Raw genomic sequence first — 21,099 nt, forward strand, 5'->3', positions numbered from 1 at the left:
GCAGATGATCCGAATTTAGAGTCCTTCCAACATCTGGCGGGAAATTTCCACCCTGGACGCCGCGCCCCGCAGCTGGCCCATCACGCCGATCAGCTTCTGGGCGTACTGCGGATCGGTGGCGTAGCCGGCGTCCTGGATCTTGCGGGCGGCCTCGATCTCGTTGCGCGCTTGCGTCACGGCCTCGTAGCGCGGGCTGTTGCCGATCAGGCGGGCGTAGTCGGCGAACGACTCCTCGTAGGAGGCGTAGGCGCGGAAGGGTTGCGTCACCTTTTTGGCCACGCCGTTCTCGTACTCCGTGGTGAGCACGTGCACCACCTTGCCCTTCCAGCTGGCGCCGGCCTTGATGCCGAACAGGTTGTAGCTGGTGCTGCCGTCGTCGAACTTGATTTCGCGCTTGCCCCAGCCGGATTCCAGCGCCGCCTGGCCCATGATGAGGCGCGCCGGCACCCCGCTTTGCTGCGCGGCCAGGTTGGCCGCGCGCGACATCCTGGAGACGAAATCCACCACGTGATCGGGCGCGCCCTCGGCAGCCGCCAGCGCCCGGTCGCTCGCGCGGTTGTTGCGCATCACGTTGAGCAGCGCCGACACCTCGCGCGAGTTGCCGCTGCGGAAATCCAGTCCGCCGCCCTGCCCCAGCCGTTCGACCGACTGGGCCGGCAGCTCGCCCGGCTTGCCTTCCTGCATCTGCGCCAGGATGGCCGCCGACAGGCCGATCCCGGGCGAAGCCAGGTGCAGCGCCAGCTGCTCGTCGGCCATGGACTGCAGCATCTGCGTCTGCTGCGAATCGAACAGGCCCTCCTTGGGCGTGGCCTCGCGCATGCGCTTGAGCATCATCTGCAGGAACAGGGCCTCGAACTGCCTGGCCACCTGCTTCTGCTGGTCGGTGCCGGCCGGATCGGTCTTGACCTCGCGCTTCAGGTCCGACAGCCGGCCCAGGTCGAAGACCGAATCCTGGCGTTGGGCGCCGCGCGCCGCGTCATGCGTGTATGCCATGGCCGTCAGATGATTTCCAGTTCGGCGCGCAGCGCGCCGGCCGACTTCATGGCCTGCAGGATGGACAGCAGGTCCTGCGGCGTGGCGCCCAGGGCGTTCAGGCCCTTGACCACGTCGGCCAGGTTGGCGCTGGTGCGCACGCGCTGCAGCGAGCCGTTTTCCTGGCGCACTTCGATCTGGGTGTTGGGCACCACCACCGTCTGCCCTTCGGTGAACGGGGTGTCGGGCTGCGACACCTGGTTCTGGCGGTTGATGATGACCGACAGGTTGCCGTGCGCCACCGCGGCCTCTTCGATCATGACCGTGCGGTTCATGACCACCGAGCCGGTGCGGGCGTTGATGATGACCTTGGCCACCGTGGGCGCGCGCGTAACCTGCAGGTCTTCCACCAGAGACAGGAAGCGCGCCTGCGAGGCCTGCTCCATCGGGGTGCGCACCTGCACGACGCGCCCGTCCAGCGCCGTGGCCGTGCCCTGGCCGAACTTCTTGTTCAGCGCCGCCGCCACGTTCTGGGCCGTGCCGAAATCGGTATTGTTCAGTTCGACGTGGATGTAGCCGTCGCGCGCGAACGTGGTGGGCACGCCGCGTTCGACGATGGCGCCGGCGCTGATGCGCCCGCCGTTCAACTGGTTGATCTGCACGCTGGAGCCGCCGGCCGACGCGCCCGCGCCGCCCACCAGGATGTTGCCCTGGGCGATGGCGTAGACCTGGCTGTCGGCCCCCTTGAGCGGCGTCATCAGCAGCGTGCCGCCGCGCAGGCTCTTGGCGTTGCCCATCGAGGACACCACCACGTCCAGCGTCTGACCGGGCCGCGCGAACGCCGGCAAGGTCGCCGTGACCATCACGGCCGCCACGTTCTTGAGCTGCATATTGCTGCCGGCCGGCACGGTGATGCCGAGCTGGGACAGCATATTGGTCAGGCTCTGCTGCGTGAACGGCGTCTGGCGCACCTGGTCGCCGCTACCGTCCAGGCCCACGACCAGGCCGTAGCCGATCAGCTGGTTGCCGCGCACGCCCTGGATCGAGGCCAGGTCCTTGAGCCGCTCGGCCTGCGCCGCGCCGGTCCCGGCCAACAGGCCGGCGGCGACGCAGACGTGCGCCAGCAGGCGGAAGAAGATGGAATGCTTCATTTCAGTTGTCCAAAGCGCCCGCGCATAAAACATTAGAACGGCGATGCCATCAGGAAAAAGCGTTGCAGCCAGCCCATGGTCTGGACTTCGTCCATGACGCCCTTGCTGCGGTATTCGATGCGGGCGTCGGCCACCTGGGTGGACGACACGGTGTTGGTGCCGGTGATCGAGCGCGGGTCCACCACGCCCGAGAAGCGCACGTACTCGCTGCCGCGGTTGATGGCGATCTGCTTCTCGCCGGCCACCTGCAGGTTGCCGTTGGACATCACGCCCACCACCGTGGTGGTGATGGTGCCGGTGAAGGCGTTGTTGGCCGTGCTGTCGCCCTTGCCCTGCAGCACGTTGCCGCCCTTGGCGTCGGTATTCAGGTTGGCGTTGGCCCAGCTGTCCATGAACGACGGCGCGGCGGCGATGCCCAGCGTGGCGCTGCCGCTGCGGTTGGTGTTGGTGGCGACGTTTTTGGAGGCGTTCGTCTTCTCGTTGAGCACGATGGTGACGATGTCTCCGACGTTGCGCGGACGGCGGTCCTCGAACAGCGGATAGTTGCCGTAGGCGGTGGGCTGGTAGATCGAGCCCGTGGGTTGCGCCGCGGGCATGGGCGGCGCCGGCGGCACGGCCGTGGTCGGCCCGGTCACGATGGGTTCGGGCGGAATCATGGCGCAGCCGGCCACCAGCGTGGCCAGGGCCGCGACGCTCGCCAGGCGCAGGACGGAGATGGACATCACAGTTGGGTCAGGCGGGCCAGCATTTCATCCGACGTCTTGACGGCCTTGCTGTTCATTTCGTAGGCGCGCTGCGTGGTGATCATGTTGACCAGCTCTTCGGCGACGTTGACGTTGGAGGTTTCGACGTAGTTCTGCATGATGGAGCCGGCGCCGTCCACGCCCGGCTGCAGCAGGTTGGCCGGACCCGAGGAATCGGTTTCCAGGTACAGGTTCTCGCCGATGCTCTGCAGGCCGGTGGGATTGATGAACGTGGCGATCTGCAGCTGCCCGATCTGCACGTTGACGCCGGCCGCGCCCGGCTGGGTCACCGAGACCATGCCATCGTTGCCGATGGTGATGGACAGGGCGTTGTCGGGCACGTTGATGGGCGGCTGGATCACGTAGCCGCTGACGGTGGTCAGCTGGCCGTTCTGGTCGCGCTGCAGCGCGCCGTCACGGGTGTAGGCCTGGGTGCCGTCGGGCAGCTCCACCTGCAGGAAGCCGCGGCCGTTGATGGCCACGTCCATTTCGCTGCCGGTGTTGTTCAGGTTGCCCGTGGTGTGGATGCGCTCGGTCGCGGCCACGCGCGCGCCGGTGCCCAGCTGCAGCCCGGAGGGCAGCTGGGTGGCGTCGCCGACCTGGGCGCCGGGCTGGCGCAGCGTCTGGTACATGAGGTCCTGGAACACCGCGCGGCCGCGCTTGAAGCCGTTGGTCGAGACGTTGGCCAGGTTGTTGGAAATCACGTCCATGGAGGTCTGCTGACCTTCCAGGCCCGTCTTGGCGATCCACAGCGAACGCATCATGATGTAGTACTCCTGGTGGCGCGGCCCGGCCGCGCGCGTATTGGGTATTGGTTTTGAATCGGGCGCCGGGTCAGGCGCTTATCGACAGAATGCCGTTGGCGCGCTCGGCGTTGCGGTCCGACTGCTGGATCACCTGCATCTGCTGCTCGAAACGGCGGGCGTTGGCGATCATGCCGACCATCGCCGCCATCGGATTGGTGTTGCTGCCCTCGAGCACCCCGGCCAGCAGCCGCAGGCTGGGATCGGCCGGCAGCGGCGGCGCGGGCTGGCCGTCGACCGGCGCCCGGCGGAACACGCCGTCGTCGCCATGCACCAGCTGCTCGCGCGGCGGGTTCACCAGCTTGAGCCGGCCCAGGTTGAGGATATTGTTGGGCGCGTCGCCCGCGCCGATCGCGGTGACCGTGCCGTCCGAGGTGATCGTCAGCGCGGCCTGGTCGGGCACGTCGATGGGCCCGCCCTGGTCCGACAGCACCGGCTGGCCCAGCGAGGTCTGCAACAGCCCGTTGACGCCTACCTGCAGGCTGCCGGCCCGGGTATAGGCCTCGCCCTGCGGCGTCTGCACCGCCAGCCAGCCGCGCTCGTCGGCCAGCGCCACGTCCAGGTCGCGGCCGGTGGTCTGCATGGTTCCCATCTGGAAACTGTTGCCCGGCGTCGAAGCCACCGTCGACACGCGCGTGGGCAGGCTGACCCCGTCGGCGACCGGCACCGACCGGTACAGCGCGATCTGCTCGCGAAAACCCGGGGTGTTCACGTTGGCCATATTGTTCGACAGCACGGCCTGATGCTCCGTGATGCGCGCCGCGCCATTCATCGCGGTGTAGATAATCCGATCCATTTCCTGTTCCGTCTGGCATGAACCCGCAAGACTCGGTCTCTCCCCGAGCGGGGCGCCGCGGATCCGGCTCCGCCGGTCCGCAGGCGCGCCCCCTTGAGGGGGAAGCGCCGCAGGCGCTCCGGGGGTGGGCTCTACTTGAGATTCATGAGCACCTGCATGATTTCGTCCTGGGTCTTGATCGTCTGCGAGTTCGCCTGGTAGGTGCGCTGCGCGATGATCATGTTGACCAGTTCCTTGCTCATGTCGACGTTGGACGATTCCGTCGCCTGGCCCACCACCGTGGACATGCCGTTGGTGCCCGGCTGGCCCAGGATGGGCTGGCCGGAAGCGGCGGTTTCGGTCCAGGCGTTGTTGCCCACCGGCTGCAGGCCCTGCAGGTTGGAGAAGTCCGCCAGCACGATGGTGCCGACCACCTGGGTCTGGCCGTTGGTGTAGCTGGCCACCAGGCTGCCGTCGCCACCGATGTTGATGCCGCTGAATTCGCCGGAGCTGTAGCCGTCGGGCTTGGCGACCAGCTTGTAGTCGCTGCCGTACTGGGTGGTGCCGGTGTAGTTCATGGCGATCGTCAGCGGATCGGCGGGCGTGGTGTTGCCGCCGGGCTGCTCGAAGCGCAGGTTCACCACCGGCGCGCTGGTCAGCGTGCCGGCGTTGTTGAAGGTGAGCTTGGTGAGCGAATTCTGGTTGGGGCCGCTGCTCCAGGTGCCGTCGGTGCCCTGCGCGGTCGGCTGCATGGCCTTGCCGTCCATCGTGTAATAGACCTCGTACACGCTGGCGCCGCCTTCGGACGGGCGCTTGACGAAGTACTGCATCACCTGGTGCGAATTGCCCAGGGAGTCGTACACGGTCATGGGCGAGGCGCTGGTGTAGCTGCTGGAGATCGTCGGGTCGAACGGGCGGCCGGGTTCGATGACCGCCGCGGTGTATTCCACGAAACCGGGGATGGCGGACAGGTCCTGGGCGACCACGCCGCCCGCGCCGATGGTGATCGTGGTCGAGCCTTCGGTCACGGTGCCGGCAGGCGCCGGGTCCCCGTTGGCGTCGACCAGCACGGCGTCGCCGTTGGCGTTGCGCGTGAATGTGTAATCCACGCCGCCCAGCGTGACTTCGCCCGGCACGGCGGCCGCCGTTTCCGTATCCGTCTGGTACACCACCTTGGCGTTGGCGTCCAGGTTGGCCACGGTCGTGCCGGAACCGGTCGCCTTGGGCGCCACGTTGGCGGTGGGCAGCTGCAGCTCGACCGGGTTGGCGCCGACCGCGCCGGCCGGGTAGCCGGTCAGGCGGTAGCCCTGGGCGTTGACGATGAAGTTGTTCTTGTCGACCAGGAATTCGCCGTTGCGGGTGTACATGACCGCGCCGCTCTGGTCGGTGACGCGGAACATGCCCTTGGCGCCGTCGATGGCGATGTCGTATTCACCGCCGCCGCCGTTGACCGTGCCCACCGTGAAGCGCTGGCTGATGCCGGCGACCTTCACGCCCAGGCCGACGCGCGAACTGGCGTAGACGTCCGCGAACGAGGCGGCCGACGACTTGAAGCCGACGGTGCCCGAGTTGGCGATGTTGTTGCCGATCACGTCCAGGTTCTGCGCCGCGGCGTTCAAGCCGCTCAATCCTTGTCCGAAGCCCATGTTTTCTCTCGCTAATCCTTAAACTGAGTGAAGCCGCCGCGCGTGCGCCGGCACCGATACGCCGCGCCCGCCTCAGGCGCCGATCACCTTGCGCACATCCAGCATGCTGGTCTGGCCGTCCAGGCCCAGGTCCAGGCGCAGGCCATTGGTGGAATACCCCACGCTCTTGACCTGGCCGTAGCTCAGCACTTCCGAATTCACCTTCTTGCCGTCGGCGTCCGTGGCCAGGATGGACACGTTGTAGGCGCCCGGCTCCAGCGCCACGCCGCTGTCGTTCTTGCCGTCCCAGTTGAGCGTGTAGACGCCGGTTTCCTGCTCGCCCAGCTCGATGGTGCGCACCACCACGCCGTTGGAGTCCGAAATCCGCACCTGGACCTTGGCGGCGTCGCCCTGCAGGTCCACGCCGTAGGGCGTGACCACGCGCTCGGCGCCGTTGTCGCCGTCCACGCCGACCTTGACCTTGGTGCCCGGGATCAGCACGCCCTTGCCGATCATCGCCACGGCGTTCATCGACTGCGACACGTCGATCTGGCCGCTGATGGCCAGCATGGTGTTCTTCAGGTTGGTGATGCCTTCCACCGTGGAGATCTGCGCAAGCTGGGAAGTCAGCTCGGCGTTCTGCATGGGGTTGAGCGGGTCCTGGTTCTGCAGCTGCGTCACCAGCAGCGTCAGGAACTGGTCCTGCAGGCCTTGCGCCGCGCTGTTGGAGTTGGCGCCGGTCTGGGCGAGCCCCAGGCCGGTCTGGCTGGTGGTTTGGTCGATAGTGGACATGAATTCACTTGCTCAAAATTAGGACTGGCCGATGGTCAGCGTTTTCTGCATCAGCGCCTTGGCGGTGTTCAGCACCTCGACGTTGGCCTGGTACGAACGCGAGGCCGCGATCATGTTGACCGTCTCGGCCACCGGATCGACGTTGGGCATGCTGACGTAGCCCTGCTCGTCGGCCATGGGGTGCTGCGGGTCGTAGACGCGCTTGAGCGGCGACGGGTCCTGGACCACGCCCGCCACGCGCACGCCGCCGATTTCCTGGCCCAGCGCCTGGCCGGCGGCCGGATTGACCTGGAACACGACCTGGCGCGCCCGGTAGGGCTGGCCGTCGGGGCCGACCACGCTGTCGGCGTTGGCCATATTGCTGGCGGCGACGTTCATGCGCTGCGACTGCGCGCTCAGCGCCGAACCGGCGATATCGAAAATGCTCAACAGGGACATGGCCTGGCGCTCCGTTCAGTAATCATTCCTGGATGGCGGCCATCATGGTCCGGATACGGCCTGACAGCAGCTGCATGGTGCTCTGGTAATGCAAGGTGTTATCGGCGAACTGCACGCGCTCGATGTCCATGTCCACCGTGTTGCCGTCCAGGCTGGGCTGGTACGGCAGGCGGTACAGGAGTTCGGTGGGGCCTTGCGACACGGCCTTGGCCGGGATGTGGCGCGCCGAGGTCAGCGTGAGCGAGGTGTCGGCCAGGCGCTTGCTGCCTTCCATGGCGTTGGCCATCGCCGTCTTGAAGTCGAAATCGCGCGCCTTGTAGTTGGGCGTGTCGGCGTTGGCGATGTTCGACGACAGCACTTCCTGGCGTTGCGCGCGCAGCCCCAGGGACTGCTGGAAGAAGCGGAAATCTTCGTTAAGCCTGTCTAGCATCGTGGCGCCTTGGTGCATTGCAATTCGGGTGGGCACGGGAGGCCGGACGCGCCGGTATCCCATTGGATGACGGCATGATAGGGGTCCGCGGCGCGCCACAATCAGCCAAATAAACCGTTATTTCTCATCCAATTCAGGTCTTGCCGGGCGCGGCGCACTTCTACAATTCATGCATCATGAAAAGCACCGCAAGACGCCTACACGCGGGCGCCGCCTGCCTGGCCGCCGCGCTGCTGCCCCTGGCGGGCGCGCAGGCCCAGCAGGTCCAGCCCCAGCTCCAGCCCGCCGAGGCCATCGCGCAGGCCGCGCAGGCCTATCTGCTGGATCAGCTGTCCGCGCTGCCCGGCCAGCCGGTAATCGCCATCGATCCGCCGCGGGCGCAGGGCCTGACGCCTTGCGATGCCATGTCCCCATTTCTGCCGTCCGGCATGAAGCTGCGCCCGCGCATGACCGTCGGGGTGCGCTGTAACGCGCCGGCGCCCTGGACCACCTACGTGCAGGCCACGGTCAGCGTGCCCGGCCAGTATTACGTCGCCGCCCGCCCGATCGCCGCCGGCCAGCCCCTGAGCCCGGACGACCTGGCCCCGCGCGACGGCGACCTGGTCGCCCTGCCCCGCGGCGCCATCACCGACCCGCAGGCCGTGGCCGGCATGAGCGCCGCCTACCGGATCAACGCCGGGCAGACGATCCGCAGCGCTTCGCTGCGCAGCGCCCAGTCGGTGCTGCGCGGCTCCAACGTGCGCATCAACGCCCGCGGCAACGGCTTCGTGGTCAGCAGCGAAGGCGAGGCGCTGGAAAACGCCGCGCCCGGCTCCATGGTGCAGGTGCGCACCGCCAACGGCCAGGTGGTCAGCGGCATCGTGCGCAATGCCGGCCTGGTTGAAATGCAGCTGTAGAAGTTGTTACATGTCGCGTTGCGCCAAAGCCCCGCCTGCCCTAAAGTTCGTCCCGGCCCTGTCGTTACCCAGGCATAAGTAGGCGGATCTGGACGCCCTGCGGAGATAATCTTGAAAATCACAACCACCACCAACCGGCCCCTCTCGGCGGAAGCCCTGGGCAACCGCCCCGAGTCCGCGGTCGCCCAGGCCTATGGCGCCGGCAGCGCCAGCGGCAGCAGCAGCTCGCAGGTGGCGCTGAGCTCGGCCTCGCGCAAGATGCTTGCGCTGCAGGACGGCTCCAACGACATCAACGTCGAGCGCGTGGCCGCCATCCGCGCCGCCATCGCCTCGGGCCAGCTCAAAATCGACACCGGCCGCATCGCCGACAGCCTGATCGCCAGCGCCCGCGACCTGCTCAAATAGGCCGCCCCGCAACCCTTCCCTACCCGAGTCCCAGCATGACCGCGCACACCGTCGACTCCCTGCAATCCTGCATGCGGCAGGAAGACGCCCTGATCACCGAGTTCTCCGCCATCCTGGAAGAAGAGACCGAGGTGCTGGTGGGCCCGGCCAATATCGGCGGGCTGCAGGAGATCACCGAACGCAAGAGCAGCGTGGCGCGCAAGCTCGTGGACCTCAGCCAGACGCGCGACGGCCTGCTGGCCGAAATCGGCCTGCCCGCCGGCCACGCCGGCACCGAACAGGCAGCCGTGCTGCACCCGCAACTGGCGGAAGTCTGGCAGGCTCTGCTGGCAAAATCGGCCAGCGCTAATGAAATCAATCTGCGCAACGGCGCCCTGATCGACGTGCACCTGCGCTACACCCAGCAATCGCTGGACGCCCTGCGCAACCTCGGCGCCGCCGGCGCTCCCGCCACCTACGACGCCCGCGGCCGCGGCGCCCGCAGCGCCCCGGGCCGCAAGCCTATTGTGGCGGGTTAAGGATTCGTGGATCGCGGGTCTGCGGGATTCTTTGAATCCGTAGGATGGGTGCAGCGCGAAAATGCTTTACACAAGAACTCAAGTGTCGAGCGCGCGTAACCCATCAGGCGGCGAAAGCCGCCGCTTTTCATAGCGCCAGGAATATTTTTGCCCAGAAAAAAGCCGGCTTTCGCCGGCCGATGGGTTACGCGCGCTGCATGCCTGCTTTCTTGCGTAGAGCATTCTCGCGCTGCACCCATCCTACGCCATTGCGCCATCATTCCCCCGCCATTACGCCGTCATCTCCAGCAGCGCGTACATCTTCAGCAGCGCCACCGGCAGCAGGCGGGCGGGTAGCTTGCGCTCGGTGCCCATGATGCCCGACAGGGGCTGCTGCACCATGGCGGCGGCCGGGGAATGCGCCAGCTGCCAGGACGCGGCGGCCAGCTGGCCGGCCATCAGGGCCTGGCGCGCCAGCGCGTGCGGACCATCGACGGCGGGCAGCGCCTGCCATGCGGCGGGCATGAAGCGGAACGCGGCGCGGGCTTCATTCTGCAGCACCAGCCAGCGCGCCACCGTGGCGGCGTCGGCCTGGGAGGCCGGCAGGTTGGTCATGCCGAACAGTTGCCCGGCCACCTCGCCGCTGACCGTGTCGATCAGGCGGGCGCAGACCAGCCGCAGCGGCGCGCGCTCGCCGCGGCCGGGCAGCGCGACTTCCGTGCCCGAGGCCCACAGCGCCAGCGGCACGCGCCCGTTTCCGGACGCGGCGTACAGGCCCGGCATGTCGCCGGGCTGGCCCACCGGCAGATAGCCCAGGCTTTTGCCCACGGCGTTCAGATTGGTGGGGCAGTCGTCCTGGATCACGCGCTGGCCGCCGGCGCAGCGCGCCACCCACGACACGCCCTGCCCGCTCAACGCCGGCCACAGGGCCGCCGTGCCGGACTCCAGCATATGCACCACCGGCAGGCGCTCCAGCTTGCCGCCCAGCCATTCCACCCGCGCCTGCAGCGCCACGGCCGCGTCGGCCTGGGCCGGCTGCGCCGGCGCGAACGAGGCCAGCGTGCCGTGCGCCAGCGCCAGCTGCTGCGCGGGCGCGGCCAGCGCCGCGCCGCGGTCGCTCATGAGCAGCGTGCCCAGCAGCGCGCCGCCGGGCAGGCCTTCGCCCTGCATGGCGGCCTTGCCGTGCACGGCCAGCAGGTGGCGGCCGCAGACGGCCGAAAATTCGCGGCGCACCATGGCCGCCGGCTCGTCGCCCAGCGCCGCCAGCGTGGCGCCGTCGCCCACGTACTCGCGCCAGGCGGCGCGCGCCTGCACGCAGGCCGCGTCGTTCTCCAGCCAGGCGATGGTGTCGTCCAGGTTCTGCGCGGCGTCGACCGAGGCCGCCGCGCCCTGCGGACGCAGGATGGCCGAGGCCAGCAGTTGGCGGCGGCGCGCCGGGTCGGCGCTTTCGGCCTCGCGCGCGGCCGGCACCAGCGAGGCCAGGTCGGCTTCGCTGGGCGTGTACAGCGCGCGCGCCCGCTCGACCATGGAGAACGTCCGGTCCACCAGCGCGTCGGCGCGGGCCAGCTCCATGTGCTCGGGCACTTTCTGCCCGACCGAGACGTAATGGATCGGCAGGCGGTGGCGGATGGCCGTGTCCAGCGCCGCGCCCAGGCGGGTGGCCTCGTCCAGCTTGGTGATGATGCAGCCGGCCACGTCCTCGCCCACGCCGTTGCGATAGGCGTGCGCGACCTCGTCCAGCGTATCGCCCTGGCTTGCGGCGTTGAGCACCAGCAGCCGGCGCACCGGCTTGCCGGCGTTGCACAGCATCGCCGCCTGCTCGGCCACCTGGCGGTCGCGCTGGCTGATGCCGGTGGTGTCGATCAGCACGATCTTGCGGCTGCCCAGCTCGCCCAGGACGCGACGCAGCTCGCCCGCGTCGCGCACCGAATGGGCCGGCACGCCCATCAGGCGGCCGTAGATCTGCAACTGCTCCAGCGCGCCGATCCGGAAATTGTCGGTGGTCAGCATCGCCACCTGGTCGCGGCCCTCGCGCGCCACGCAGCGCGCGGCCAGCTTGGCCAGCGTGGTGGTCTTGCCCACGCCGGTGGGGCCGACCAGGGCATAGACCCCGCCGCCCAGGAATTCGTCTTCCGAGCGCAGCACCGGCAGGTGCGTGACCAGTTCGTTGCGCGCCCAGTCCAGCGCGGACTGCGGCGTCATGCCCTCGGGCAGGCGCTCGACCAGCGTGCGCACCAGCTTGGTGCTGAAGCCGGCGTCCAGCAGGCTGCGGAACAGCGCCGCGGCGGCAGGCTCGCGGCCCGGCCCCTGGCGCGAACCCCAGATCAGGCCGTCCATGCGGCTTTCCAGCGCGCCGCGCAAGGCGCTGATGGCGTCCTGCAGGCCGGCCGCGGCGTCGCCGGACAAGGCCGGTTGCGGCATGGCCGGAGGCTGGCGCAGCGGGGCGTCGGGCATGCGCGCCATCGACGGCGCGGGAGCCGCCGCAGGCGTGGGCATGGGCGTGGGAATGGCGCTGGCTGCCGGGCTGGGCGCAGGGATGGGACTGGGAATGGGATCGGGCATGGCCTGCGGCTGGGCCGGCGCCTCGTACGCCGAGCGGTAGGCGGCGATGGAGCGCGCCGGCGCGGGCGCCGGAGCCGCCGCCGGGGCGGTGTGCGCCGGCGTCTCGTCATGGGCCTCGTCCACCGTCGCCAGCACCTCGACGCCGCCTTCCACGCTGCGGTTCGACACGATCAGCGCGTCCGGGCCCAGGGCCTGACGCACCTGGCGCATCACTTCGCGGCTGTTGATCCCAAAGAAACGGCTTATCTTCATGCCCCATTACCTCCGCCGATCAGCGCGGTCACGCGGACCATGCGCTCATCGGGTATTTCAGTGTTCGACAGCACGCCCAGCTGCGGCAGATGGTGGCGCAGGAAGCGCGACAGCGGCGCGCGCAGCACAGGCGACACCAGCAGCACCGGCGCGTTGCCCTGCGATTCCTGGCGCTCGACGGCGGCCTGCGTTTCGCGCAGCAGCGTGTCGGCCAGGCCCGGCTCCAGGCCGCCGCTGGTCGTCATGGCCTGCGACAGCACGCGTTCGAGCTTGACGTCCAGGCCGATGACCCGCAGTTCGCCCTCTCCCGGGAACCACTGCTGCGTGATGGCGCGGCCCAGCGACCGGCGCGTGAGCGCGATGAGTTCGTTGATGTCGGGCTGGCTGCCGGCGCCGGCGGCCTGCGCCGCCAGGCGCGGGCCGTGCTCGGACAGGGTGTCGATGATGGTGCGCATGTCGCGGATCGGCACTTCTTCGGCGAGCAGGCCCTGCAGGACCTTCTGCAGCACGGTGAGCGACAGGGTCTTGGGCACCAGGTCCTCGACCAGCTTGGGCGCGTCGCGGCCGATGCGGTCGAGCAGCTGCTGCACTTCCTGGCGGCCCAGCAGGTTCGAGCCGTGGCGGTGCATCAGGTGGTTCAGGTGGGTGGCGACCACGGTGCCGGCGTCGACCACGGTGTAGCCGGCCACCTGGGCCTGGTCGCGCAGGCTGCCGTCGATCCACAACGCCGGCAGGCCGAAGGCCGGATCGGTGGTCGGGGTGCCCTTGATCTGCATGGTCACGCCGCCCGGGTCGATGGCCAGCCACTGGCCCGGCATGGCCACGCCGTGGCCCACTTCCACGCCCGAGAGCAGGATGCGGTAGTCGTTGGGCTTGAGTTCGAGGTTGTCGCGGATGTGCACGACCGGCGGCAGAAAGCCCACGTCCTGCGCGAATTTCTTGCGCAGGCTGCGGATGCGGTGCAGCAGTTCGCCGTTCTGGGCGTGGTCCACCAGCGGGATCAGGCGGTAGCCGACTTCCAGCCCGAGCTGGTCCACCATGGAGACGTCGTCCCAGCTGGCCTCGGCCGCGGCGGCCTGGGCCTGGGTGATGGCCTGCGGGGGAACCTCGGCGGCGGCGGCCGCGGCGGCGGTCTTGCGCTTGTGCAGCATCCAGCCGCCCCAGGCCAGCGCGCCGGCCAGGGTCAGGAAGGCCACGTGCGGCATGTTGGGGATCAGCCCCATGATGCCGATGATGCCGGCGGTCAGGAACAGCACGCTGGGGTTGGAGAACAGCTGGCTGATCATCTGCTGGCCGATGTCCTGGTCGGTCGAGACCCGCGACACCACCACGCCGGCCGCGGTGGAAATCACCAACGCCGGGATCTGCGCCACCAGGCCGTCGCCGATGGTCAGCAACGTATAGACGCGCGCCGATTCGCCCATCGACATGTCGTGCTGCGCCACGCCCACGACCAGGCCGCCGATGACGTTGATCGCCATGATGAGCAGGCCGGCGATGGCGTCGCCGCGCACGAACTTGCTGGCGCCGTCCATCGAGCCGAAGAAGTCCGACTCCTGGGCCACCTCCGCGCGGCGCTTGCGCGCCTCGTCCTCGCCGATCAGGCCGGCGTTCAGGTCGGCGTCGATGGCCATCTGCTTGCCGGGCATGGCGTCCAGGGTGAAGCGCGCTCCCACTTCGGCGATACGCCCCGCGCCCTTGGTGATGACGATGAAGTTGATGATGGTCAGGATCACGAAAACGATGATGCCCACGGCGAAGTTGCCGCCCACCAGGAAGTGGCCGAAGGCCTCGATCACCTTGCCGGCCGCGTCCGGGCCGGTGTGGCCGTTGAGCAGCACCACGCGGGTGGAGGCCACGTTCAGCGACAGGCGCAGCAGCGTGGCGAACAGCAGCACGGCCGGGAACGCGGCGAAGTCCAGCGGCTTGCGCGTGAACATGGCCACCAGCAGGATCATCACGGACAAGGCGATGTTGAAGGTGAACAGCAGGTCCAGCAGGAAGGTGGGCAGCGGCAGCACCATCATGCCCAGCACCATCACGATCAGGATGGGGCCGGCCAGCAGCCGCGCGTGCACGGCTCCGTTACTTTTCAACATGGTGAGCAAAGCGCTCATTCCTCAAGCTCCTTGTGCTGCGGTGTCGGACAGCGGGTCCAGCTCGGCGGGCACGGCCAGCCGGGTCGGGGCGACCGGTTCGGCTCCCCATCCGGAGCGCCAGGAACGCAGCTGGAAAACCCACGCCAGCACTTCTGCCACCGCGGTATATAGCTCGGCCGGGATTTCCTGTCCCAGCTCGACGTGTTGATGCAGGGCGCGCGCCAGCGGCGGGGCCTCCAGAGTGGGGATGCGGTGCTCGGCCGCCAGTTCCCGGATCTTGGCGGCGATCAGGCCGGTGCCCTTGGCCAGCACGCGGGGCGCGCCGTTCTTGCCTTCTTCATAGCGCAGCGCGACGGCGTAATGGGTGGGGTTGGTAACCACCACGTCGGCCTTGGGCACCTCGGCCATCATGCGCCGGCGCGCCGCCTGGCGCTGCTGCTGGCGGATGCGGGCCTTGACGTGGGGGTCGCCCTCGCTTTCCTTGTGTTCCTGGCGCACGTCCTCCTTGGACATGCGCAGCTTTTTCAGGTGGCTCCAGATCTGCCAGGGCACGTCCAGCAGCACGATGACCAGCAGCGAGGCCACGATGAAGGCGCAGCACATGGCCACCAGCGTCAGCGCGCGGGTCAGCGCCGCCGACGGCGCCACGTGCATCAGGCTCAGCATGTCGTCGTGGTAGCGCCAGATCACCCATACCGCGACCCCGCCCACCAGGCCGGCCTTGGCCAGCGCCTTGATCAGCTCCACCACGGTCTGCGAGGAGAACATGCGCTTGAAGCCCGACAGCGGACTGAGCTTGGAAAAATTGAATTGCAGCGGCTTGCCCGAGATGACGATGCCGCCCAGCAGCACGCTCGACAGCACCGCGACCACCGCCAGCAGCCCGAAGATCGGCAAGAGCACCAGCAGGATCTGGCCGAAGCCGTCGACCGCCCCCTGCACCATGGCGCCCGGGTCCGAGACCACGCGCCGGTCGAATCCCAGACCGTTACGCAGCACGCCGGTCAGCGACCGGTACAGCGCCCCGCTTCCGGCCCAGATCGCGCCCACGCCCGCAGCCAGCATCATGAACGTGCCCAGCTCGCGGGAACGCGCAATCTGCCCCTCCTCGCGCGCCTTTTCCAGGCGCCTGGGAGAGGCGGCTTCGGTTTTTTCGAGGTCGCTTTCTTCGGCCATGCTCTGCGGTGTCGTCGCCGCTCGCGGATTCGGGGATTGCGAGCGGCCCGCGGAGATTCTAGGAGGCCCGGGGCTTTAGCGATCAGCCAAGAAACGGGGGGAAAGCGGCGCTATTCCCGGATGCGCCGCGCACCGGGCCGCCCCTCCCCCTTGCAGGCATCAGAATCCCAGGCTGGCCAGCAGGTCGTCGACCTGGTCCTGGCTGGTGACCACGTCGGCCTTGCCCTGCGGGCTGATCTGCGGGCCGTTGAGCAGGCTGTTGGCCTCCTCGCGGCGCTCCTGCGGCACGTTGTCCAGCAGCACCTGCAGCAGCTCGCGCTCGATCGCGCCGACCACGTCCATCATGCGCATGATCACCTGGCCCGTCAGGTCCTGGAAATCCTGCGCCATGATGATTTCCATCAGGTGCGACTGCGTCTGCTGCGCCTGCTTGGGCACGTCCTGGAGGTAGGCGCGGGTGTCCTGCACCAGCTCGCGCGCCTGCGGCAGCTCCAGCGGCTGGTCGAACCATTGCTGCCAGCGCGCGTCCAGGGCCTGCGCCGAGCGCGTCAGGCCGTCCTGGATGGGACCGGCCTGCTCGGTCGCGTTCAGCACCCGGTTGGCGGCCTGCTCGGTCATCTGCGCCACGTAGCGCAGGCGGTCGCGGGCGTCGGGAATGGCGTTGGCGGCGTCCTTGATGGCCTGGTCCAGGCCCAGCTCGCGCATGCTGTCGCGCAGCATGCGCGTCAGCGAGGCGATGCGGTGGATCAGGTCGGGGGAATCGCCCGGGTTAATCGTTTCCGTGCTCATCGCGCACCTCAGCCGGCAATTTTCTCGAAGATCTTGGTGAGCTTCTCTTCCAGCGTCGCCGCGGTGAAAGGCTTGACCACGTAACCGTTGGCGCCGGCCTGGGCCGCCGCCACGATGTTCTCCTTCTTGGCCTCGGCCGTGACCATCAGCACCGGCAGCGAGGCCAGCGCGGCGTCGGCGCGGATCTGCTTGAGCATTTCCAGGCCGTCGAGATTGGGCATGTTCCAGTCCGACACCACGAACTGGAAGCCGCCGTTGCGCAGCTTCTCCAGCCCGATCGCGCCGTCCTCGGCCTCGTCCACGTTCTCGAAACCCAGCTCTTTCAGCAGGTTGCGGATGATCCGCCGCATGGTGGGGAAATCATCCACCACCAGAATCTTTATGCCCTTGTCTACCATCTTCTACTCCAGAAAAGTTTGCTTGGGAACGACCGTGCGCGCGCGTCATACGCGGTGGCCGCGGTCTCCCAGGCGAGTCAGAATGCGTTCGCTCATCGCGGACAACGAAACCACTTCTTCCGCCGCGCCGATGGCGATGGCCTCGCGGGGCATGCCGAACACCACGCAGCTGGCCTCGTCCTGCGCGATCGTGTGGGCCCCGGCGCGGCGCATGGCCAGCATGCCCGCGGCGCCGTCCTTGCCCATGCCGGTCAGGATGACGCCGATGGCGTTCTTGCCGGCGGCCGCCGCCGCGGAATTGAACAGCACGTCCACCGACGGGCGGTGGCGGTTCACGGGTTCGCTGGCCTCCAGTTCGATCACGTAGTTGGCGCCGCTGCGCCCCAGCCGCATGTGGGTCTCGCCGCCGGGGGCCAGGTACACGTGGCCGGGCAGCACCCGGTCGCCGTGCACGGCCTCGCGCACCGTGACCGCACAGAGCGCGTCCAGCCGCTGCGCGAACGAGCGCGTGAAGCCGGCGGGCATGTGCTGGGTGATCAGGATGGCCGGGCTGTCCGGCGGCAGCGGCTGCAGGACTTCGCGGATGGCCTCGGTGCCGCCGGTGGACGCGCCGACGATGACCAGTTTCTCCGAGCTGGCCAGCGGCCGGCGCAGCATGGGCGCCGGCGACGCCGGGGCCGCGTGCGGCGCGGGCGCGCGCAGCCGCGCGCGCGAGGCCGCGCGGATCTTGTCGGCGATGATTTCGGTGTATTCGAGCAGCCCGTCGCGGATGCCCAGCTTGGGCTTGGTGACGAAGTCGATGGCGCCCAGCTCCAGCGCGCGCAGCGTGATTTCGCCGCCGCGCTCGGTCAGCGAGGACACCATCACCACGGGCATGGGCCGCAGCCGCATCAGCTTTTCGAGGAAATCCAGCCCGTCCATGCGCGGCATTTCCACGTCCAGGGTCAGCACGTCGGGGTTGTGGCGCTTGATCAGCTCGCGCGCCACCAGCGGGTCCGGCGCGGTCGCGACCACTTCCATGTCCGGCTGGCTGTTGATGATCTCGGTCATCAAGCCGCGCACCAGGGCCGAATCGTCCACGCACAAAACGCTAATTTTCTTCATGGTTACTGCCCCGTTCAGGCCTGGCCCGCACATTCGTAGACCGTCTGCCCTCGCAGGCGAAAGTCCCGGCTGATGTAGGTGAAATTCTCGGAATGGCCCGCAAACAGCAGTCCGCCGGGTTTGAGCAGCGGCACGAACCGTTCCAGTATCCTGGCCTGGGTGGGTTTATCGAAATAAATCATTACGTTGCGGCAGAAGATGGCGTCGAACCGCTCCTCCAGCCCCCAGTTCGGCGCCAGCAGGTTCAGGGTCTCGTAGCGCACCATGTCCACGATTTCCGGCCGCACCCTCACCTGCCCGGCGTTGGCGCCGCGGCCCTTCAGGAAGAAGCGCCGCAGCCGTTCCACGTCCATCTTGGCCACGCGTTCCTCGGGATAGACGGCGCTGCGCGCGCGCGCCAGCACATTGGTGTCGATGTCGGTGGCCAGCACCGTGCTGGAGCCGGCCCGCGGGCCCAGCGCCTCGACCAGCGTCATGGCGATGGAGTACGGTTCCTCGCCGGTGGACGCGGCACAGCACCAGACCGACACCGGCCCGCTGCGGCGCCTGGCGAAATCGGCCAGGATCGGAAAATGATGCGACTCGCGGAAGAAAGCGGTCAGGTTGGTGGTCAGCGCGTTGACGAAATCTTCCCATTCGGGCGCGCCGGGCGAATTCTCGAGCTGGTCCAGATAGCTGCCGAAATCCTGCAGGCCCAGGGCGCGCAGGCGCCGCGCCAGCCGGCTGTAGACCATTTCGCGCTTGTGCGTGCCCAGGGAGATCCCCGCATGGGCGTGGATCATCCTGCGCACGCGCGAAAAATCGGCGTCGCGGAAATCGAACTGGCGGTCCACCGACAGGGACGGGGCCGCGTAAGCCGGACTTGCCACGGCCATCCTCAGTGCCCGAGCGCAAGCGCGTCGGGCGCCTGCAGGCGTGAATCGTCATCGCCGCGCCGCGCCGACGACAGGCGCTGGGCCGGCACTTCGATGACTTCGCCCGCGTTGATCTTGAACACCGCCACCGCATCGGCCAGGCGCAGCGCCTGCTCCTGCAGCGAGCCGGCGGCCGCCGCGGCTTCTTCGACCAGCGCCGCGTTCTGCTGCGTCACCTCGTCCATCTGCGACACCGCGCGGTTGACCTGCTCGATGCCGCTGGACTGCTCTTCGGACGCCGCCGAAATCTCTCCCATGATGTCGGTCACGCGTTTGACCGAGGCCACGATCTCCTGCATGGTCGCGCCGGCGCGTTCCACCTGCTGCGAACCGGCGCCCACCTTGCTGACCGAATCCTCGATCAAGCCCTTGATTTCCTTGGCCGCCTGGGCGCTGCGCTGCGCCAGCGCGCGCACCTCGCCCGCCACCACGGCAAAGCCCTTGCCCTGTTCCCCGGCGCGCGCCGCTTCCACCGCGGCGTTCAGCGCCAGAATGTTGGTCTGGAACGCGATGCCGTCGATCACCGACACGATTTCGGAGATCTTGCGCGAGCTGGCCGAGATCTGCTCCATCGTGCCCACCACCTCGGACACCGCGGAGCCGCCGCGCTCGGCCACGTCGGACGCGCTGGCCGCCAGCTGGTTGGCCTGGCGCGCGTTGTCGGCGTTCTGCTTGACCGTCGAAGCCAGCTGCTCCATGGAGGCGGCGGTTTCTTCCAGCGAGGCCGCCTGCTGCTCGGTGCGGCTGGACAGGTCGGTATTGCCGGCCGCGATCTCCTGCGAACCCACGGTGATCTCGTCCACGCCGCGGCGCACCGACGCCACGGTGCGCGTCAGGCTTTCCTGCATGCGCTTGAGCGCCGCGAACAGCTGGCCGATTTCGTTGGTGTTGCGCACTTCGACGCGGGCCGTCAGGTCGCCGCCGGCGATGCGGTCGAAGTGGCTGCCCGCCTCCTTCAGCGGCTGCAGCACGCGGCGGCGCAGGAATATGTAAGTGGCGAACACCAGCAAGGCGGCGATCGCGCCGCCCACGCCGACGGCCACCAGCACGAACTGGTAGCGGACCTGGGCGACCTCGTGGGCGTCCATCATCTTGCTGGCGCGCCAGAAGTCGAAGCTCTCGATCGCGCGCGCGAAACGCCCTTCCAGGGCGTCCTGCACGGTCTGCACCTGCTTCTGGTAGGCCGGCATGTCGGCTTTTTCGAGCGCCGCGACCAGCGGGTTCAGGCCCTGCTGCACCAGCGCGCCGTAGGACTCGTCGATTTCCTTGAGCGATTCGGCGGCTTCATCGGGACGCGCCAGGCTCTTGTAGTACTCGAACTCGGCCTGGCCCTTGTTCATCGAGGCCTTGGCGCGCTCCAGCAGCCCGCTGGCCTCCGACGACAGGCCGCTGCTGAGCAAGGTGGCCTGGCCGACGTTGCGCACGATGTCCGCATAGTTGGAGGTGGCCGCCCGGCCCAGGCCGTGCAGCGTGTCCTTGTAGCTGGACACCACGCGCGAGACGGCGTCGTCGAGTTCCTGCGACTGCTTGATGTCCGCCAGCGTTCCGTTGCTGATGCGCAGGGACAGGACGCCGAGCGCCGCCCCTATCACCAACATGAATGAGAAAAACCCCAGCACCCACAACAGGCTGCTGCGTATCGTCATGTTCGCGAAAAACTTGCGCATCACAAGCACCACTCCTAGACTGCAATCGTTAAAGGAAAGCGCCACATCGATCGGATATGGCGCCTCTGCCCTGCTTGCGGCCGGGTCCCGACCACGCTTCCGATCAGGAAGCGGCCTTCTCCACCAGCGCCATTTCATCGCTGGTCATGAGCTTCTCGATATCCACCAGGATCAGCATGCGTTCGTCCACGGTGCCCAGGCCGGTCAGGTATTCCGTGGACAGCGTGGCGCCGAATTCCGGCGCCGGGCGGACCTGGCCGGCGTTCAGCATCAGCACGTCGGACACGCCGTCGACCACAATGCCGACCACGCGGCGATCCAGGTTGAGGATGATGACCACGGTCTGCTCGGTGTAGTCCACGCGGCCCAGGTTGAACTTGATGCGCAGGTCCACGATGGGCACGATGATGCCGCGCAGGTTCGTCACGCCCTTGATGAAAGGCGGCACGTTGGCGATGCGCGTGACCGTGTCGGCGTCGTAGCCGCGGATCTCCTGCACCTTCAGGATATCGATCCCGTATTCTTCGTCGCCCAGCGTGAACACCAGGAATTCGCTGCCGACATCTTCATTGCGCGCGGCGGGCGCTTGCGGTTTAGCTGCCATGAGCTTG

At 68.2% G+C, this 21,099-nt stretch carries 21 protein-coding genes; 3 read left to right on the forward strand and 18 right to left on the reverse strand.

Features of this window, described 5'->3' with window-relative positions; genetic code table 11:
- Positions 1–15: 15 nt before the first annotated feature.
- The 9 genes from flgJ to flgB all read right to left on the reverse strand — a co-directional run bounded on the left by flgJ (position 16) and on the right by flgB (position 7,729).
- The gene (gene flgJ, locus A6B37_RS06915) at positions 16–993 is read right to left on the reverse strand and encodes a flagellar assembly peptidoglycan hydrolase FlgJ (protein WP_111825290.1); all 978 of its coding nucleotides are present in this window, start codon (positions 991–993) and stop codon (positions 16–18) included.
- 5 nt (positions 994–998) lie between these two features.
- On the reverse strand, positions 999–2,123 hold the full coding sequence (locus A6B37_RS06920) for a flagellar basal body P-ring protein FlgI (RefSeq protein WP_102770906.1): 1,125 nt from the start codon (positions 2,121–2,123) through the stop codon (positions 999–1,001).
- A 32-nt stretch (positions 2,124–2,155) separates the two neighbouring features.
- Positions 2,156–2,845 carry a flagellar basal body L-ring protein FlgH gene (locus A6B37_RS06925; protein ID WP_102770905.1) on the reverse strand — a complete coding sequence of 230 codons (690 nt, stop codon included), beginning with the start codon at positions 2,843–2,845 and terminating at the stop codon, positions 2,156–2,158.
- The gene (gene flgG, locus A6B37_RS06930; RefSeq protein ID WP_102770904.1) at positions 2,845–3,630 is read right to left on the reverse strand and encodes a flagellar basal-body rod protein FlgG; all 786 of its coding nucleotides are present in this window, start codon (positions 3,628–3,630) and stop codon (positions 2,845–2,847) included. The genes A6B37_RS06925 and flgG overlap by 1 nt, the downstream gene beginning before the upstream one ends.
- Positions 3,631–3,700: 70 nt before the next feature.
- Positions 3,701–4,465 (reverse strand): flagellar basal body rod protein FlgF, encoded by a 765-nt coding sequence (locus A6B37_RS06935; protein ID WP_111825291.1) that lies wholly within the window; start codon positions 4,463–4,465, stop codon positions 3,701–3,703.
- A gap of 131 nt (positions 4,466–4,596) precedes the next feature.
- Positions 4,597–6,090 (reverse strand): flagellar hook-basal body complex protein, encoded by a 1,494-nt coding sequence (locus tag A6B37_RS06940; protein ID WP_111825292.1) that lies wholly within the window; start codon positions 6,088–6,090, stop codon positions 4,597–4,599.
- A 72-nt stretch (positions 6,091–6,162) separates the two neighbouring features.
- The gene (locus A6B37_RS06945; protein ID WP_102770901.1) at positions 6,163–6,861 is read right to left on the reverse strand and encodes a flagellar hook capping FlgD N-terminal domain-containing protein; all 699 of its coding nucleotides are present in this window, start codon (positions 6,859–6,861) and stop codon (positions 6,163–6,165) included.
- 18 nt (positions 6,862–6,879) lie between these two features.
- Complete coding sequence (gene flgC, locus A6B37_RS06950) at positions 6,880–7,299, reverse strand: flagellar basal body rod protein FlgC (protein ID WP_102770900.1); 420 nt, start codon at positions 7,297–7,299, stop codon at positions 6,880–6,882.
- A 22-nt stretch (positions 7,300–7,321) separates the two neighbouring features.
- Positions 7,322–7,729 (reverse strand): flagellar basal body rod protein FlgB, encoded by a 408-nt coding sequence (gene flgB, locus A6B37_RS06955; protein ID WP_102771803.1) that lies wholly within the window; start codon positions 7,727–7,729, stop codon positions 7,322–7,324.
- Positions 7,730–7,905: 176 nt separating this feature from the next.
- Between flgB and flgA the strand changes: the two genes are divergently transcribed.
- From flgA to A6B37_RS06970, 3 genes are all read left to right on the forward strand, one after another.
- On the forward strand, positions 7,906–8,625 hold the full coding sequence (gene flgA / locus A6B37_RS06960; protein ID WP_111825564.1) for a flagellar basal body P-ring formation chaperone FlgA: 720 nt from the start codon (positions 7,906–7,908) through the stop codon (positions 8,623–8,625).
- Between the two features lie 111 nt (positions 8,626–8,736).
- Positions 8,737–9,030, forward strand: a complete 294-nt coding sequence (flgM, locus tag A6B37_RS06965) for a flagellar biosynthesis anti-sigma factor FlgM (RefSeq protein WP_102770899.1) — start codon at positions 8,737–8,739, stop codon at positions 9,028–9,030.
- 35 nt (positions 9,031–9,065) lie between these two features.
- The gene (locus A6B37_RS06970; RefSeq protein WP_102770898.1) at positions 9,066–9,548 is read left to right on the forward strand and encodes a flagellar protein FlgN; all 483 of its coding nucleotides are present in this window, start codon (positions 9,066–9,068) and stop codon (positions 9,546–9,548) included.
- A gap of 270 nt (positions 9,549–9,818) precedes the next feature.
- Here the strand turns inward: A6B37_RS06970 and flhF are convergent, their stop codons facing one another.
- The 9 genes from flhF to cheW all read right to left on the reverse strand — a co-directional run bounded on the left by flhF (position 9,819) and on the right by cheW (position 21,092).
- Positions 9,819–12,341, reverse strand: a complete 2,523-nt coding sequence (gene flhF, locus A6B37_RS06975) for a flagellar biosynthesis protein FlhF (RefSeq protein WP_111825293.1) — start codon at positions 12,339–12,341, stop codon at positions 9,819–9,821.
- Positions 12,338–14,458, reverse strand: a complete 2,121-nt coding sequence (gene flhA / locus A6B37_RS06980; RefSeq protein WP_102770896.1) for a flagellar biosynthesis protein FlhA — start codon at positions 14,456–14,458, stop codon at positions 12,338–12,340. The genes flhF and flhA overlap by 4 nt, the downstream gene beginning before the upstream one ends.
- Before the next feature lie 3 nt (positions 14,459–14,461).
- Positions 14,462–15,616, reverse strand: coding sequence for a flagellar biosynthesis protein FlhB (gene flhB, locus A6B37_RS06985; protein ID WP_102770895.1), 1,155 nt, complete (start codon positions 15,614–15,616; stop codon positions 14,462–14,464).
- A gap of 159 nt (positions 15,617–15,775) precedes the next feature.
- On the reverse strand, positions 15,776–16,405 hold the full coding sequence (cheZ, locus tag A6B37_RS06990) for a protein phosphatase CheZ (RefSeq protein ID WP_102770894.1): 630 nt from the start codon (positions 16,403–16,405) through the stop codon (positions 15,776–15,778).
- Between the two features lie 8 nt (positions 16,406–16,413).
- A complete protein-coding gene (gene cheY / locus A6B37_RS06995; RefSeq protein WP_054425971.1) occupies positions 16,414–16,803 on the reverse strand; it encodes a chemotaxis response regulator CheY in 390 nt (129 codons plus the stop codon).
- A gap of 45 nt (positions 16,804–16,848) precedes the next feature.
- The gene (locus tag A6B37_RS07000; RefSeq protein ID WP_102770893.1) at positions 16,849–17,907 is read right to left on the reverse strand and encodes a chemotaxis response regulator protein-glutamate methylesterase; all 1,059 of its coding nucleotides are present in this window, start codon (positions 17,905–17,907) and stop codon (positions 16,849–16,851) included.
- A 14-nt stretch (positions 17,908–17,921) separates the two neighbouring features.
- A complete protein-coding gene (locus A6B37_RS07005; protein ID WP_111825294.1) occupies positions 17,922–18,782 on the reverse strand; it encodes a CheR family methyltransferase in 861 nt (286 codons plus the stop codon).
- A 2-nt stretch (positions 18,783–18,784) separates the two neighbouring features.
- The gene (locus A6B37_RS07010; protein WP_111825295.1) at positions 18,785–20,488 is read right to left on the reverse strand and encodes a methyl-accepting chemotaxis protein; all 1,704 of its coding nucleotides are present in this window, start codon (positions 20,486–20,488) and stop codon (positions 18,785–18,787) included.
- A gap of 103 nt (positions 20,489–20,591) precedes the next feature.
- Positions 20,592–21,092 (reverse strand): chemotaxis protein CheW, encoded by a 501-nt coding sequence (gene cheW, locus A6B37_RS07015; RefSeq protein WP_102770890.1) that lies wholly within the window; start codon positions 21,090–21,092, stop codon positions 20,592–20,594.
- Positions 21,093–21,099: the final 7 nt, after the last annotated feature.

Source organism: Achromobacter sp. HZ01 (assembly GCF_003267925.1).
GTDB classification, from domain to species: Bacteria; Pseudomonadota; Gammaproteobacteria; order Burkholderiales; family Burkholderiaceae_B; genus Achromobacter; species Achromobacter pulmonis_A.

Bases quoted from the DNA above. Each gene is read 5' to 3' on its own strand.
- flgJ (WP_111825290.1), bottom strand. From the start codon at position 993: ATGGCATACACGCATGACGCGGCGCGCGGCGCCCAACGCCAGGATTCG.
- A6B37_RS06920 (WP_102770906.1), bottom strand. From the start codon at position 2,123: ATGAAGCATTCCATCTTCTTCCGCCTGCTGGCGCACGTCTGCGTCGCC.
- A6B37_RS06925 (WP_102770905.1), bottom strand. From the start codon at position 2,845: ATGTCCATCTCCGTCCTGCGCCTGGCGAGCGTCGCGGCCCTGGCCACG.
- flgG (WP_102770904.1), bottom strand. From the start codon at position 3,630: ATGATGCGTTCGCTGTGGATCGCCAAGACGGGCCTGGAAGGTCAGCAG.
- A6B37_RS06935 (WP_111825291.1), bottom strand. From the start codon at position 4,465: ATGGATCGGATTATCTACACCGCGATGAATGGCGCGGCGCGCATCACG.
- A6B37_RS06940 (WP_111825292.1), bottom strand. From the start codon at position 6,090: ATGGGCTTCGGACAAGGATTGAGCGGCTTGAACGCCGCGGCGCAGAAC.
- A6B37_RS06945 (WP_102770901.1), bottom strand. From the start codon at position 6,861: ATGTCCACTATCGACCAAACCACCAGCCAGACCGGCCTGGGGCTCGCC.
- flgC (WP_102770900.1), bottom strand. From the start codon at position 7,299: ATGTCCCTGTTGAGCATTTTCGATATCGCCGGTTCGGCGCTGAGCGCG.
- flgB (WP_102771803.1), bottom strand. From the start codon at position 7,729: ATGCTAGACAGGCTTAACGAAGATTTCCGCTTCTTCCAGCAGTCCCTG.
- flgA (WP_111825564.1), top strand. From the start codon at position 7,906: ATGAAAAGCACCGCAAGACGCCTACACGCGGGCGCCGCCTGCCTGGCC.
- A6B37_RS06970 (WP_102770898.1), top strand. From the start codon at position 9,066: ATGACCGCGCACACCGTCGACTCCCTGCAATCCTGCATGCGGCAGGAA.
- flhF (WP_111825293.1), bottom strand. From the start codon at position 12,341: ATGAAGATAAGCCGTTTCTTTGGGATCAACAGCCGCGAAGTGATGCGC.
- flhA (WP_102770896.1), bottom strand. From the start codon at position 14,458: ATGAGCGCTTTGCTCACCATGTTGAAAAGTAACGGAGCCGTGCACGCG.
- flhB (WP_102770895.1), bottom strand. From the start codon at position 15,616: ATGGCCGAAGAAAGCGACCTCGAAAAAACCGAAGCCGCCTCTCCCAGG.
- cheZ (WP_102770894.1), bottom strand. From the start codon at position 16,405: ATGAGCACGGAAACGATTAACCCGGGCGATTCCCCCGACCTGATCCAC.
- cheY (WP_054425971.1), bottom strand. From the start codon at position 16,803: ATGGTAGACAAGGGCATAAAGATTCTGGTGGTGGATGATTTCCCCACC.
- A6B37_RS07000 (WP_102770893.1), bottom strand. From the start codon at position 17,907: ATGAAGAAAATTAGCGTTTTGTGCGTGGACGATTCGGCCCTGGTGCGC.
- A6B37_RS07005 (WP_111825294.1), bottom strand. From the start codon at position 18,782: ATGGCCGTGGCAAGTCCGGCTTACGCGGCCCCGTCCCTGTCGGTGGAC.
- A6B37_RS07010 (WP_111825295.1), bottom strand. From the start codon at position 20,488: ATGCGCAAGTTTTTCGCGAACATGACGATACGCAGCAGCCTGTTGTGG.
- cheW (WP_102770890.1), bottom strand. From the start codon at position 21,092: ATGGCAGCTAAACCGCAAGCGCCCGCCGCGCGCAATGAAGATGTCGGC.